The organism is Streptomyces sp. NPDC050658 (assembly GCF_044457025.1).
In the GTDB taxonomy this organism is placed as follows: domain Bacteria; phylum Actinomycetota; class Actinomycetes; order Streptomycetales; family Streptomycetaceae; genus Streptomyces.
The window spans coordinates 193,808-206,715 of record NZ_JBITGM010000010.1; the positions used below are offsets into that span (position 1 = coordinate 193,808).

The window sequence follows — 12,908 nt, forward strand, 5'->3', positions numbered from 1 at the left end:
TCAGCCGATCCCGGGGATGAGAGAGATGAGTACGTCGATGATCTTGATGCCGATGAACGGGGCGATCAGGCCGCCGAGCCCGTAGACCCCGAGGTTGCGCCGGAGCATCCGGTCCGCGCTCATCGGCCGGTAGCGCACGCCCTTCAGGGCCAGCGGCACCAGCGCGACGATGATCAGCGCGTTGAAGATGACGGCGGAGAGAATCGCCGACTCCGGAGAGGACAGGTTCATGATGTTGAGCTTGTCCAGGCCCGGATAGACCACCGCGAACATGGCCGGGATGATCGCGAAGTACTTCGCGACGTCGTTGGCGATCGAGAACGTGGTCAATGCACCACGCGTGATCAACAGTTGCTTGCCGATCTCGACGATCTCGATCAACTTGGTGGGGTTGGAGTCGAGGTCGACCATGTTGCCGGCCTCCTTGGCGGCCGACGTACCCGTGTTCATCGCCACGCCCACGTCCGCCTGCGCGAGCGCGGGCGCGTCGTTGGTGCCGTCGCCGGTCATCGCCACGAGCTTGCCGCCGGCCTGCTCGCGCTTGATCAGCGCCATCTTGTCCTCGGGCGTGGCCTCGGCGAGGAAGTCGTCCACGCCCGCCTCGTCCGCGATCGCCTTGGCGGTCAGCGGGTTGTCGCCCGTGATCATGACCGTCTTGATGCCCATCCGGCGCAGCTCGTCGAACCGCTCCCGCATGCCCTCCTTGACGACGTCCTTCAGGTGGATGACACCGAGGACCCGCGCCCCCTTGTCGTCCATGGCCGCGACCAGCAGCGGCGTGCCGCCGGCCTGCGAGATGGCGCCGGTCAGTTCCTGGGCGTCCTCGGAGACGGTGCCGCCGTTCTCGGTCACCCAGGCGACGACCGAACCGGTCGCGCCCTTGCGGACCTTGCGGGCCGAGCCGTTCTCGACAAGGTCGACCCCGGACATCCGGGTCTGCGCGGTGAAGGCGATCCACTCGGCGCCGACCAGCTCGCCCTGGTGGCGCTCGCGCAGGCCGTACTTCTCCTTCGCGAGTACGACGATGGAGCGGCCCTCGGGCGTCTCGTCGGCCAGCGACGACAGCTGGGCGGCGTCCGCCAGTTCGGCGGCGGTGGTGCCGCGCACCGGGACGAACTCGGCGGCCTGCCGGTTGCCGAGCGTGATGGTGCCGGTCTTGTCGAGCAGCAGCGTCGACACGTCACCGGCGGCCTCGACGGCCCGCCCCGACATGGCGAGGACGTTCCGCTGCACGAGGCGGTCCATGCCCGCGATGCCGATCGCGGAGAGCAGCGCACCGATCGTGGTGGGAATCAGGCACACCAGGAGCGCGGCGAGCACGATCATGGACTGCTCGGCACCGGCGTACACGGCGAACGGCTGGAGCGTCACGACCGCGAGCAGGAAGACGATGGTGAGCGACGCGAGCAGGATGTTCAGCGCGATCTCGTTGGGCGTCTTCTGCCGGGCCGCGCCCTCGACCAGGTTGATCATGCGGTCGATGAACGTCTCGCCGGGCTTCGTCGTGATCTTGATGACGATCCGGTCGGAGAGCACCTTCGTGCCGCCCGTGACGGCGGACCGGTCACCGCCCGACTCCCGGATGACCGGGGCCGATTCACCGGTGATCGCCGACTCGTCGACGGACGCGACACCCTCGACGACGTCACCGTCGCCGGGGATCACGTCGCCCGCCTCGCAGACGACCAGATCACCGATGCGCAGTTCCGTGCCCGGCACCGACTCTTCGGTGCCGCCGTTGAGGCGGCGCGCCACGGTGTCGGTCTTGGCCTTGCGCAGGGTGTCCGCCTGCGCCTTGCCGCGGCCCTCGGCCACCGCCTCCGCCAGGTTGGCGAAGATCGTCGTCAGCCACAGCCACCCGGCGATCGCCCAGCCGAACCAGTCCCCCGGGTCCTTGACCGCGAGCACGGTGGTGACCACCGAGCCGACCAGGACGACGAACATGACCGGCGACTTGACCATCACCCGCGGGTCGAGCTTGCGCACCGCGTCCGGGAAGGACTTCAGGAGCTGCTTGGGGTCGAACAGGCCCCCGCCGACCCGGCCGCCGCCGTCCGTGTGCGCGCCGGGCAGATCCTGGTGCGGTGCCCGTGTGGGAGTAGCGGTGGACATGGAGCGGGGCTCCTCTGGCTTCTTTGTGTCGGTGGTCATGACGCCAGCCCCTCGGCGAGCGGCCCGAGGGCCAGTGCGGGGAAGTAGGTCAGACCGGTGATGATCATGATCGTGCCGACCAGCAGCCCGGTGAAGAGCGGCTTCTCGGTACGCAGGGTGCCCGCCGTCTTCGGGATCGGCTGCTGTTCGGCGAGCGAACCGGCGAGCGCGAGCACGAACACCATCGGCAGGAATCGGCCGAGCAGCATGGCGAGGCCGATCGTGGTGTTGAACCAGTTCGTGTCCGCGCTCAGCCCCGCGAAGGCCGAACCGTTGTTGTTGGCCCCGGAAGTAAAGGCGTACAGAATCTCCGAGAATCCGTGCGCCCCGGAATTCAGCATCGATTCCTTCGGCGTGGGCAGCGCCATCGACACCGCCGTGAAGCCGAGGACCAGCGCCGGCGTGATCAGGATGTAGCAGGCCGCCAGCTTGATCTCGCGGGTGCCGATCTTCTTACCCAGGTACTCCGGCGTACGGCCGACCATCAGACCCGCGATGAACACCGCGATGATCGCCATGATCAGCATGCCGTAGAGGCCCGAGCCCACGCCGCCGGGCGCGATCTCGCCGAGCTGCATGCCCAGCAGGTTGAGTCCGCCGCCGAAACCGGTGTTGGACGAATGGAAGGAGTTCACCGCGCCCGTCGACGTCAGGGTCGTCGCGACGGAGAAGATCGCCGAACCGCCGATCCCGAACCGGGTCTCCTTGCCCTCCAGCGCACCGCCCGCGGCGTCGAACGCCGGGCCGCCGTGGTGGAATTCGGTCCACATCATCAGCGCCGTGAAGCCGATCCAGATCGTCGCCATCGTGGCGAGAATCGCGTAACCCTGCTTGACCGAACCGACCATCTTGCCGAACGTCCGTGTCAGCGCGAACGGAATGACCAGGATCAGGAAGACCTCGAAGAGGTTCGAGAAGGCGTTGGGATTCTCGAAGGGGTGGGCCGAGTTGGCGTTGAAGTAACCGCCGCCGTTGGTGCCCAGTTCCTTGATGACCTCCTGCGAGGCCACCGCCCCGCCGTTCCATTCCTGCGTACCGCCCGTGAACTGACCGACCTCGTGAATGCCGGAGAAGTTCTGGATGGCACCGCACGCCACGAGAACGAGCGCGCCGATCACCGAGATCGGGACCAGGACGCGGACGACACCGCGCACCAGGTCGGCCCAGAAATTGCCGAGTTCACCGGTACGGGAACGCGCGAAGCCCCGTACGAGAGCGACCGCGACCGCGATGCCGACGGCGGCCGAAACGAAGTTCTGCACCGCGAGGCCGCCGGTCTGCACGACATGGCCCATGGCCTGTTCGCCGTAGTACGACTGCCAGTTGGTGTTGGAGACGAAGGACGCGGCGGTGTTGAACGCCTGGTCCGGGTCGATCGACCTGAAGCCGAGCGAGCCGGGCAGCGAACCCTGCACCCGCTGCAGCAGATAGAGGAACAGGACGCTCACGGCGGAGAACGCGAGGACGCCGCGAAGATAGGCGGTCCAGCGCATCTCGGCGTTCGGGTTGGCGCCGATGCCCTTGTAGATCCACTTCTCCACCCGGAGGTGTTTCTCGGAAGAGTAGACCCGGGCCATGTAATCGCCGAGCGGACGGTATGCGAGGCCCAGCGCGACTATCAGCGCGAGCAGCTGGAGCACACCAGCAAGAACGGGGCTCATATCCGTACTCAGAACCTCTCCGGGAACACAAGAGCGAGAACGAGATAGCCCAGCAGGGCGACGGCCACGACAAGACCGACGATGTTTTCGGCAGTCACAGCTTCGCCACCCCCTTGGCGACAAAGGCCACCAGCGCGAACACCGCGATCGTGGTGACGACGAAGGCCACGTCGGCCATCGTGTGCTCCTAGATGAGTTCGGGTTTCCTGACGTCTTGAGCAAACCCCCTCGATGGCCGGATCCGACCGTCGTTGACGCCTCCCTTACGGCCGCCGGTCGTCCATTGACGACTCTCTTACGGGTCTTGCCGCCCGCCCGCTCCTACGTGCGAAAACGCCGATGGGCCGCACCCCATCAGGGGTGCGGCCCATCGGCACACGACTTCCGGTCGGTACGCCTCAGCGCACCTCGGTGATCTCCGGTCCGCGGGCGAGCTGGCCCATGCCGCCGGAGAACCGCGAGCCCTCCTGCGGCTCCTCCTTGACGCCGCCCTCGGCGACCATCTGGGCGTCGTCCGGCAGCTTCAGGACGATCGGGTCACGGGGCGCCATGGGGCCCTCGCCGCGCACCACGACCGTGTCCCGGAAGATCTGCTCCAGGAGTCCGGCCGCCTGCGGCTGCACCGCGCCCTGGCCGGAAATGACTCCGCGCAGGAACCACCGCGGGCCGTCGACGCCGATGAAGCGCACGACCTGCACACCGCCCGTGCCGTCCGGCAGCTGCACCGGCACCTGCGCCCGCAGCTCCCAGCCCAGCGGGCCCTCGACCTCGTCGATCACACCGCCCTGCTGGGTGATGCCCGAGGCGATCTCCTCGCGGACCTCGCCCCAGATGCCCTGCCGCTTGGGGGCGGCGAAGCCCTGCAGCTGGATCGCGCTGTCCTGCAGCACGACGGTGGCCGCGACGATGGCGTCACCCGCCACCTCCACCCGCAGCTCCATGCCCTCGACACCCGGCACGAAGAGCCCGCCCAGGTCCACCCGGCCCTCGCCGGGCTCGCGGACCTCGGAGGCGTCCCAGGGCCCGTCGGGGCGCGGCTCGGGCTCGAGCCTCACACGCTCGGACTGCGCTTCCGCTGCGTCGCCGCTGTCGACGACCTGCTCGGCCTCGCCCGCCGCGTCCTCGGCGGCACTGTCCTTCTTGCGACGTCCGAACACGTCACTGTCCTTCCCGGTCAGATACGACCGATGCGTATCGATTCCCACCCGTTTGTTCACCCGAGCCGGCGCCCACGGCGGCATGGCCGCCGGTGGACCCGAAGCCCCCCTCGGCCCGCGCCGAGTCGGGAAGCTCCGCCACCTCCCGGAAGCGCACCTTCTCGACCTGCTGGACGACCAGTTGGGCGATCCGGTCGAAGCGCTCGAACCGCACACGCTCGCGCGGGTCGAGATTCACCACGATCACCTTGATCTCCCCACGGTACCCGGCATCCACCGTCCCTGGGGCATTCACCAGAGCGACACCGCAGCGGGCGGCGAGCCCGGAACGCGGGTGCACGAAGGCCGCGTACCCCTCGGGCAGCGCGATGGACACCCCGGTGGGCAGCACCACCCGCTCACCCGGGGCGAGTTCGCACGCCTCGGTGGTCCGCAGATCCGCCCCGGCGTCGCCGGGCTGCGCGTACGCGGGCAGCGGCACCTCCGAGTCCACGCGACGGATCAGGACGTCGAGTTCGGGACGGGGCGCCGGGGTACGGGAAACGGGGGTCACGGGTTCACCTCGAAGGCGCGTGCGCGCCGGACCTGGTCCGGGTCGTCCATGGCGGCCCGGATCTCCTCCGGACGGCCGTTCTCGATGAAGTGGTCGACCTTGACCTCGATGAAGAGGGCGTCGGCACGGACGGCGACGGGCCCCTGGGGGCCGCCGATCCGCCCCGTGGCCGTGGAGTAGATCTTCCGCCCGGCGACCGCGGTCACCTCGGCCTCCAGGAAGAGCACGGTGCCCACCGGCACGGGCCGCACGAAGTCCGTCTCGAGCCGTCCGGTCACGGCGATCACCCTCAGCAGCCAGTTCAGCGAGCCGAGCGTCTCGTCGAGCGCCGTGGCGAGGATCCCGCCGTGGGCGAGGCCCGGAGCGCCCTGATGCGCCTCGCGGACCGTGAACTCGGCGGTGATGCAGACGCCTTCACCGGCGCGCGCGGCGAGATGCAGCCCGTGGGCCTGGCCGTCGCCGCACCCGAAACAGTGCTCGTAGTGGGCTCCGATGAGCTCGCCGGGGGCGGGCGCGTCGGGGTGGCGGACGGGCGCTATGGCGTCGGCCGGGGGCGTCAGAGCTGCTGATGTACCACTCACAGCCGCAGACCTTACCCGCGAGTCCAGTGACTCAGCTCATCGTGCCAAGCTTGACTTCATGCAGCCTTACGAAGAACGCCTGACGGCGCCCCGTTCCTGGTGGCTTGTCTCGCTCCTGGTCGGCATCGCGATGGCGCTGATCATGCTCCCCTTCGGCGCCCTGCCGCTGCTCGGCGGCCTGGTCGCCGGGACGGCGGTCGCCGCGGTCGTCACCAGCTCGTACGGCTCGCCGCGGATCCGCGTGGTGGCGGACTCGCTCGTCGTCGGCGACGCGAAGATCCCGGTCGCCGCCCTGGGTGAGCCGCAGGTGCTCGACCCGGAAGAGGCGCGCGCCTGGCGCGGACAGAAGGCCGACCCGCGCGCCTTCATGCTTCTGCGCGCCTACATCCCGACGGCACTGCGGATCGAGATCACGGACCCGCAGGACCCGACTCCGTACGTGTACGTCTCGACGCGGAACCCGGAGGCGCTCGCGGCGGCGCTGACGGCCGTCCGGGCCTCCTAGCCCCGGGCCCCCGGGGTCAGCGCCCCAGCTCTTTGGCGCGGCCGCCGGGCCACAGCGGGTCGAGCGGCTTAAGCAGCTTGAGCGGCTTGAGCGGCTGCTCAAGGGGCGGCAGCTCAGGCAGGGCGTCCCAGGACACCTGGGCCTTCCGCAGGTCCTTACGGACCCGCTCAGCCAGCTTCTTGGTGTCACGGCGGTTCATGACCGCCCCGACCGCGGCGCCCACCATGAACGGCATCAGGTTCGGCAGGTTCCGCACCATGCGCTTCATGATCTGCTGGCGCAGCTCGCGCTTCATCTGGCTGCCGAGCGCCGCGTTGATCGACGCGGGCTTCGCGACATCGATGCCGCGCTCCTCGGTCCACGCCGTGAGGTAGGCGGTGCTGCGGTCCTTGAGATTGCCGGGCGGGCGCTTGCCGTAGACCTCGTGCAGCTCGGCGATCAGCTTCAGCTCTATGGCCGCGACGCCGGTGATCTCGGCGGCCAGCTCCGCGGGCATCGCGGGCGGCACGGGCAGCATCGCCGCTGCGCCGACTCCGGCCCCGACCGTGGAGGTCGCGTTGGCCGCGCCGGCGATGAGTTTGTCCGCGAGCTGCTCGGGGTCCAGGCCCGGGAACTGCTTGCGGAGGGTGGCCAGATCGCGGATCGGCACCCGTGGGGCGTTCTCGATGATCCGGTCGGCGAGATAGCCGATGCCGGCCTTGGCGCCGCGCCCGCTCTTGAGCACGCCCGCCTTGACTCCGCCGGCGACGGCGGCAACGCGGCGGCCCTTGGACGTACGGGACTCTTCGGTCCTGCCGGTCCTCGTCCCGGACGCCTTGTCGGCCGCCGCCTCGTCGGGTGCCGTCTCGAAGGCGTTCGCCGGTTCGAGCGAGGCCGTCCCTGTGGGGGAAGAGCCCCGCTCGTCGTCACGTACGCCGTCGGGGACGGCGGTTGCTTCGTCCGCCCCGCGCTTGCGGAAGCGGCGCTTCCTGGGCGGGGTCGAGCCTGTCACGGCCGACCCTGCCCTAGTCGCAGTCGCGGCAGATCGGCTGGCCGTTCTTCTCCCTGGCCAGCTGGCTGCGGTGGTGCACCAGGAAGCAGCTCATGCAGGTGAACTCGTCCTGCTGCTTCGGGAGCACCCGAACGGCGAGCTCCTCGTTGGAAAGGTCCGCGCCGGGCAGTTCGAGGCCCTCTGCGGCCTCGAACTCGTCGACGTCGACCGCCGAGGTCGACTTGTCGTTCCGCCGAGCCTTCAGCTCTTCGATGCTGTCCTCGTTGACGTCATCGTCGGTCTTGCGTGGGGTGTCGTAGTCCGTTGCCATGTCGCTCTCCCCCTCTGGGTGTCTGCGGTGTCTCAGCGCACGTAACGCGTGAGAGGCCGGACTTGTGCCCGACCTGAGGCGGAGATTTTGCCTCACATCAAGGTCTGTTACTCAATCGACACCCAACCGCACCCCTGAAGAGGTGATCGGTTTGGATGGCGATCGGGACCGTACACGGTCCGAATGTCGCACTTCACAGGCGCCACCCCGTGTACTTCCCGTGATCTGGACCCCCGAAAACCCGCATTTTCCCGGCTTTCCGAGGACTTTCACGATCACGGAGAGTAGATGGCCGAAAATTCGCCCCTGTGATCGATCACACACGGATCTCCCGGGTTCAGGTCCCGAAAATTCCGCGCAAAGCGAACATCGCGGCGCGTCCGCGGCAGCATCTCAGAGAGGCAGGGTGACTCGCATCACGAGCCCACCCCCCTCGCGCGGCTCCGCGATGATACGGCCCCCGTGGGCCCGCGCCACCGACCGGGCGATCGACAGGCCGAGTCCGACCCCCTTGTCGCTGCCCGTACGCTCCGTCCGCAGCCGCCGGAACGGCTCGAAGATGTTGTCGATCTCGTACGCCGGGACGACGGGGCCCGTGTTGGACACCACGAGGACCGCCTGGCCGTGCTGGGCCTCCGTGGTGACCTCGACCCAGCCGTCCTCCGGCACGTTGTACCTGACGGCGTTCTGGACGAGGTTCAGGGCGATCCGCTCCAGGAGTACGCCGTTGCCCTGGACGACCGCCAGAGCGCGCTCCCCGCGGATCTCCACGCCCTTCGCCTCGGCCTCGGAGCGCACCTGGTCGACCGCGCGGTTGGCGACCTCGGCGAGGTCGACCGGCTTGCGCTCCACGATCTGGTTGTCGCTCCGGGCGAGCAGCAGCAGACCCTCCACGAGCTGCTCGCTGCGCTCGTTGGTGGCGAGCAGCGTCTTGCCGAGCTGCTGGAGCTCGGGCGGCGCTCCGGGGTCGGAGAGCTGCACCTCAAGGAGCGTGCGGTTGATCGCCAGGGGCGTGCGCAGCTCGTGCGAGGCGTTGCCGACGAACCGCTGCTGGGCGGTGAAGGCCCGCTCCAGGCGGTCCAGCATCTCGTCGAAGGTGTCCGACAGCTCCTTCAACTCGTCGTCCGGACCGTCCAGTTCGATCCGTCGCGTCAGGTCCGTGCCGGCCACGCGGCGCGCGGTGCGCGTGATGCGGCCGAGCGGCGAAAGGACGCGGCCCGCCATCGCGTACCCGAAGGCGAAGGCGATCACGGCGAGGCCGAGCAGGGCCAGCAGCGAGCGGCTCAGGAGGTTGTCCAGGGCGTGCTGGCGCTGGGTGTTGACGCAGTCGTTCATCGCCGCGTTGAACTCGGTCGGCGACGCCTTGTCGGGCAGGTTGCAGACCGTGCTGGTCACCCTGCCCTCGACGATCTTGAACGGCAGGTCGCTGCCGACGTTCAGGGCCTCCGCGGCGAGCAGATAGATGATCGAGAGCAGCAGGATGCCCGCGATCAGGAACATGCCTCCGTAGAGGAGCGTGAGCCGTATCCGGATGGTGGGGCGCAGCCACGGGAAAGGTACTTCGACCTTTCGGGGGTCCCAGGTCGGTTTCGGGGGCGCCGCCGGTGGCGCCGGGGTCGCGGCCACCGGGGATCAGATCCGGTAGCCGGAGCCCGGCACCGTCACGATGACGGCCGGCTCGCCGAGCTTCCTGCGCAGGGTCATGACGGTGACCCGGACGACGTTCGTGAACGGGTCCGTGTTCTCGTCCCAGGCCTTCTCCAGGAGCTGCTCCGCGGAGACGACCGCGCCCTCGCTGCGCAGCAGCACCTCGAGGACCGCGAACTCCTTGGGGGCCAGCTGGATCTCCTTGCCGTCGCGGAAGATCTCCCGGCGGTTGGGGTCCAGCTTGATCCCGGCGCGCTCCAGGACGGGCGGCAGCGGCACGCTCGTACGCCGCCCGAGGGCACGCACGCGTGCCGTGAGCTCGCTGAACGCGAAGGGCTTGGGGAGATAGTCGTCGGCGCCGATCTCCAGGCCCTCGACGCGGTCGCTGACGTCGCCCGACGCGGTGAGCATCAGGACGCGCGTCGGCATGCCGAGCTCGACGATCTTGCGGCAGACGTCGTCCCCGTGCACGAGCGGGAGGTCCCGGTCGAGCACGACGACGTCGTAGTCGTTGACCCCGATGCGCTCGAGGGCGGCCGCTCCGTCGTACACGACGTCGACGGCCATGGCCTCCCGGCGCAGTCCGGTGGCCACCGCATCGGCGAGCAGCTGCTCGTCCTCGACGACGAGTACGCGCACGGCGCTGTCCTTCCTCTGTGCCCCTGAGGGCAGGTCTGTTCGTGGGGTGTGGCCTCTATCCTGCCCCTTTCGGTCATAAACCGGCTGTAAGACGGCTTGCCGGCCGCTTGCCGACCAGGGAATGCGGGATTTTCTCCGCCGGTTAGGTTTCCGTGGAAGGGAGCCCGGGGAGGACGACCTCACACCCGCGATCACGCTTTGTATGTGGCACGCCACGAACTGCTGTCCCAGCGCGGCGAGAGACGTGATCGCCCCTTCTCAGGGCACACCCCCGTGCCATCGACCCACGACCCAGCCGAGGGGGCGCAACCATGGACGCATTCACCGCAGGACTGCTGCAGCGCATAAAGGCCACGGAGTCCGACCTCACGAAGGCCCGTGAGACGGGCGACGACTTCCTTGCCGAGGTCGAGCAGGCCGAACTGGAGGACCTGCACCGTCTGGCCGCCGAGCACGGCGTCGAGGTCGGTGCATTGCGCGCCTGATCCAGTACGCACGCGTAAGGGCCCCGGCACCCGATCCATCGGTGCCGGGGCCCTTATGTGTGCCTCTACGTGTGCCTCGGTCGTTTCCGTGCGCCTCGGTCGTATGCCTCAGTCGTGCCAGGCGCCGAGCTGCTCCAGGCGGGCCTGGAGGTCCTCGAAGAGGCCGGGCGGGGCCGCGATCGTCAGCTCGCCCGACAGGGCCTCTCCGGGGCGCCCGCCGGTCAGCGCGCCCGCCTCGCGCGCCACGAGGTCACCGGCCGCGAAGTCCCAGGGGTTGAGGCCGCGTTCGTAGTACGCGTCGAGCCGGCCGATCGCCACGTCGCACAGGTCGATCGCGGCGGAGCCGCCCCGCCGGATGTCCCTGACCAGCGGGATGAGCTGCCGGGCCACCTCGGCCTGGCGGACCCGGCGCTCGGCGACGTAGCCGAATCCGGTGCCGACGAGGGCCTGGCCGAACGGAGGTGCGGGGCGGGTGTGCGCCGGCTTGTCGTTGACGAACGCGCCTTCTCCGAGGACCGCCCGGTACGTCTCGCCGCGCATCGGCGCGTGGACCACGCCGACGATGGTCTCGCCGTCCTTGCGGGCCGCGATGGACACCGACCAATCGGGGCGCCCGTAAAGGTAGTTGACCGTGCCGTCGATAGGGTCGATCACCCACTGGACGCCGCTGCTGCCCTCGGAGCTCGCGCCCTCCTCGCCGAGCACGCCGTCGTCCGGCCTGCGCTCGGCGAAGAAGTCGGTGATCAGCTTCTCGGAGGCGATGTCCATCTCGGTGACCACGTCGACGGCGCTGGTCTTCGTGGCGGCGACGCCCAGGTCGTCCGGGCGGCCGTCGCGCAGGAAGGCTCCCGCGCGGTGGGCCGCCTCCAGGGCGACGCCGAGGAGTTCGGCCTTGAGCTGCTGGTCTGCGGGGTCGGTCACGATCAACGTCCTTACGCGTACGTGCTGTCGGCGCCCGCGGCCGCGGGCTTCGGGGCGCGCGCCGGGCAGCAGCCGACCGGGCAGAGGTCGTGACTCGCGCCGAGGGAGCCCAGGGCGCAGGGGGTGACTGCCTTGCCGCTCTCCGCCGCCGCGCGCTCCAGGACGAGCTCCCTGATCGCCGCGGCGAACCGCGGGTCGGCTCCGACGGTGGCCGAGCGGCGGACCGGCAGGCCCAGCTCGGCGGCCTTGGCGTCGGCCTCGGTGTCGAGGTCGTACAGGACCTCCATGTGGTCCGAGACGAAGCCGATCGGGACCATCACGACCGCGGGCGCCCCGGCCGCCTGCCGCTCCTCCAGGTGGTCGCAGATGTCGGGCTCCAGCCACGGGATGTGCGGGGCGCCGCTGCGCGACTGGTAGACGAGCTGCCAAGGGTGCTCCGTGCCGGTCTCATCGCGCACCGCGTCGGCGATCAGCCGGGCCACGTCCAGGTGCTCCTTGACGTAGGCACCGCCGTCCCCGTGGTCCTCGACGCGTCCGGAGGTGTCGGCGGCGGCGGTCGGGATGGAGTGCGTCGTGAAGGCGAGGTGGGCGCCCGCGCGGACCTCCTCGGGGAGGTCGGCGAGGGACTTCAGGACGCCGTCGATCATGGGGCGGACGAAGCCGGGGTGGTTGAAGTAGTGCCGCAGCTTGTCGACGCGCGGCAGCTCGCTCCTGTCGACGCCTTCGGATTCCAGGACGGCGAGGGACTCCGCCAGGTTCTCCCGGTACTGGCGGCAGCCCGAGTACGAGGCGTACGCACTGGTCGCGAGGACGAGCACGCGGCGGTGGCCGTCCTGGACCAGCTCGCGCAGGGTGTCGGTCAGGTAGGGCGCCCAGTTGCGGTTCCCCCAGTAGACCGGCAGGTCGAGGCCGTGCTCCGCGAAGTCCTTGCGCAGGGCGTCGAGCAGGGCGCGGTTCTGGTCGTTGATCGGGCTCACGCCGCCGAACAGGAAGTAGTGCTGCCCCACCTCCTTGAGCCGCTCCTTGGGGATGCCGCGCCCGCGCGTCACGTTCTCCAGGAACGGGACGACGTCGTCGGGGCCCTCGGGACCGCCGAACGAGAGCAGCAGCAGGGCGTCATAGGGAGTGGGATCCAGCGCATCGGACATGCCTCCGATCCTGCCACCCGCCACCGACAGGCGGGAATCGGCCTCCGCCAGCCGGAAATTCCCGGTGCGTCTCCGCCCGTACGGCACGTAAGCTGTATCGACCACCTATACGCCTTACCGGAGCCCCTCCCCCGCGGAGCCGCCCCGGCACCTCCGCGG

General features: G+C 69.5%; 14 protein-coding genes. 2 read left to right on the plus strand and 12 right to left on the minus strand.

Annotated features, from left to right (window positions below; all coding sequences use genetic code 11):
- From kdpB to ACIBKX_RS30510, 6 genes are all read right to left on the minus strand, one after another.
- Positions 1-2,151 carry a potassium-transporting ATPase subunit KdpB gene (gene kdpB, locus ACIBKX_RS30485; RefSeq protein WP_399376514.1) on the minus strand — a complete coding sequence of 717 codons (2,151 nt, stop codon included), beginning with the start codon at positions 2,149-2,151 and terminating at the stop codon, positions 1-3.
- Positions 2,148-3,812, minus strand: a complete 1,665-nt coding sequence (gene kdpA, locus ACIBKX_RS30490; protein WP_363276744.1) for a potassium-transporting ATPase subunit KdpA — start codon at positions 3,810-3,812, stop codon at positions 2,148-2,150. The genes kdpB and kdpA overlap by 4 nt, the downstream gene beginning before the upstream one ends.
- Positions 3,813-3,820: 8 nt before the next feature.
- Entirely contained in the window at positions 3,821-3,910 is a 90-nt protein-coding gene (gene kdpF, locus ACIBKX_RS30495) for a K(+)-transporting ATPase subunit F (protein WP_033264828.1), read from the minus strand.
- 300 nt (positions 3,911-4,210) lie between these two features.
- Complete coding sequence (locus ACIBKX_RS30500) at positions 4,211-4,969, minus strand: DUF3710 domain-containing protein (protein ID WP_363276745.1); 759 nt, start codon at positions 4,967-4,969, stop codon at positions 4,211-4,213.
- 1 nt (position 4,970) lies between these two features.
- A complete protein-coding gene (gene dut, locus ACIBKX_RS30505; protein ID WP_363276746.1) occupies positions 4,971-5,522 on the minus strand; it encodes a dUTP diphosphatase in 552 nt (183 codons plus the stop codon).
- Positions 5,519-6,103, minus strand: coding sequence for a hotdog domain-containing protein (locus ACIBKX_RS30510; protein WP_363276747.1), 585 nt, complete (start codon positions 6,101-6,103; stop codon positions 5,519-5,521). The genes dut and ACIBKX_RS30510 overlap by 4 nt, the downstream gene beginning before the upstream one ends.
- A 58-nt stretch (positions 6,104-6,161) precedes the next feature.
- On the opposite strand from ACIBKX_RS30510, the gene ACIBKX_RS30515 reads away from it, so the two are divergent.
- The gene (locus ACIBKX_RS30515) at positions 6,162-6,608 is read left to right on the plus strand and encodes a DUF3093 domain-containing protein (protein ID WP_363276748.1); all 447 of its coding nucleotides are present in this window, start codon (positions 6,162-6,164) and stop codon (positions 6,606-6,608) included.
- A gap of 16 nt (positions 6,609-6,624) precedes the next feature.
- Here ACIBKX_RS30515 and ACIBKX_RS30520 read toward each other — a convergent pair whose 3' ends face one another.
- From ACIBKX_RS30520 to ACIBKX_RS30535, 4 genes are all read right to left on the minus strand, one after another.
- Positions 6,625-7,599 (minus strand): hypothetical protein, encoded by a 975-nt coding sequence (locus ACIBKX_RS30520; protein WP_363276749.1) that lies wholly within the window; start codon positions 7,597-7,599, stop codon positions 6,625-6,627.
- A 13-nt stretch (positions 7,600-7,612) separates the two neighbouring features.
- Positions 7,613-7,909, minus strand: coding sequence for a DUF4193 domain-containing protein (locus tag ACIBKX_RS30525; protein WP_055544889.1), 297 nt, complete (start codon positions 7,907-7,909; stop codon positions 7,613-7,615).
- 393 nt (positions 7,910-8,302) lie between these two features.
- Entirely contained in the window at positions 8,303-9,535 is a 1,233-nt protein-coding gene (locus ACIBKX_RS30530; RefSeq protein WP_363276750.1) for a HAMP domain-containing sensor histidine kinase, read from the minus strand.
- A 6-nt stretch (positions 9,536-9,541) separates the two neighbouring features.
- Positions 9,542-10,195: a response regulator transcription factor gene (locus tag ACIBKX_RS30535; protein WP_135331070.1), complete on the minus strand. Its 654-nt coding sequence runs from the start codon at positions 10,193-10,195 to the stop codon at positions 9,542-9,544.
- 311 nt (positions 10,196-10,506) lie between these two features.
- Between ACIBKX_RS30535 and ACIBKX_RS30540 the strand changes: the two genes are divergently transcribed.
- Positions 10,507-10,680: a hypothetical protein gene (locus ACIBKX_RS30540; protein WP_167828776.1), complete on the plus strand. Its 174-nt coding sequence runs from the start codon at positions 10,507-10,509 to the stop codon at positions 10,678-10,680.
- A 108-nt stretch (positions 10,681-10,788) separates the two neighbouring features.
- Here ACIBKX_RS30540 and ACIBKX_RS30545 read toward each other — a convergent pair whose 3' ends face one another.
- Both ACIBKX_RS30545 and ACIBKX_RS30550 read right to left on the minus strand, forming a co-directional pair.
- Positions 10,789-11,601 (minus strand): inositol monophosphatase family protein, encoded by an 813-nt coding sequence (locus ACIBKX_RS30545; RefSeq protein WP_363276751.1) that lies wholly within the window; start codon positions 11,599-11,601, stop codon positions 10,789-10,791.
- 11 nt (positions 11,602-11,612) lie between these two features.
- Positions 11,613-12,749, minus strand: coding sequence for a ferrochelatase (locus ACIBKX_RS30550; RefSeq protein WP_363276752.1), 1,137 nt, complete (start codon positions 12,747-12,749; stop codon positions 11,613-11,615).
- Positions 12,750-12,908: the final 159 nt, after the last annotated feature.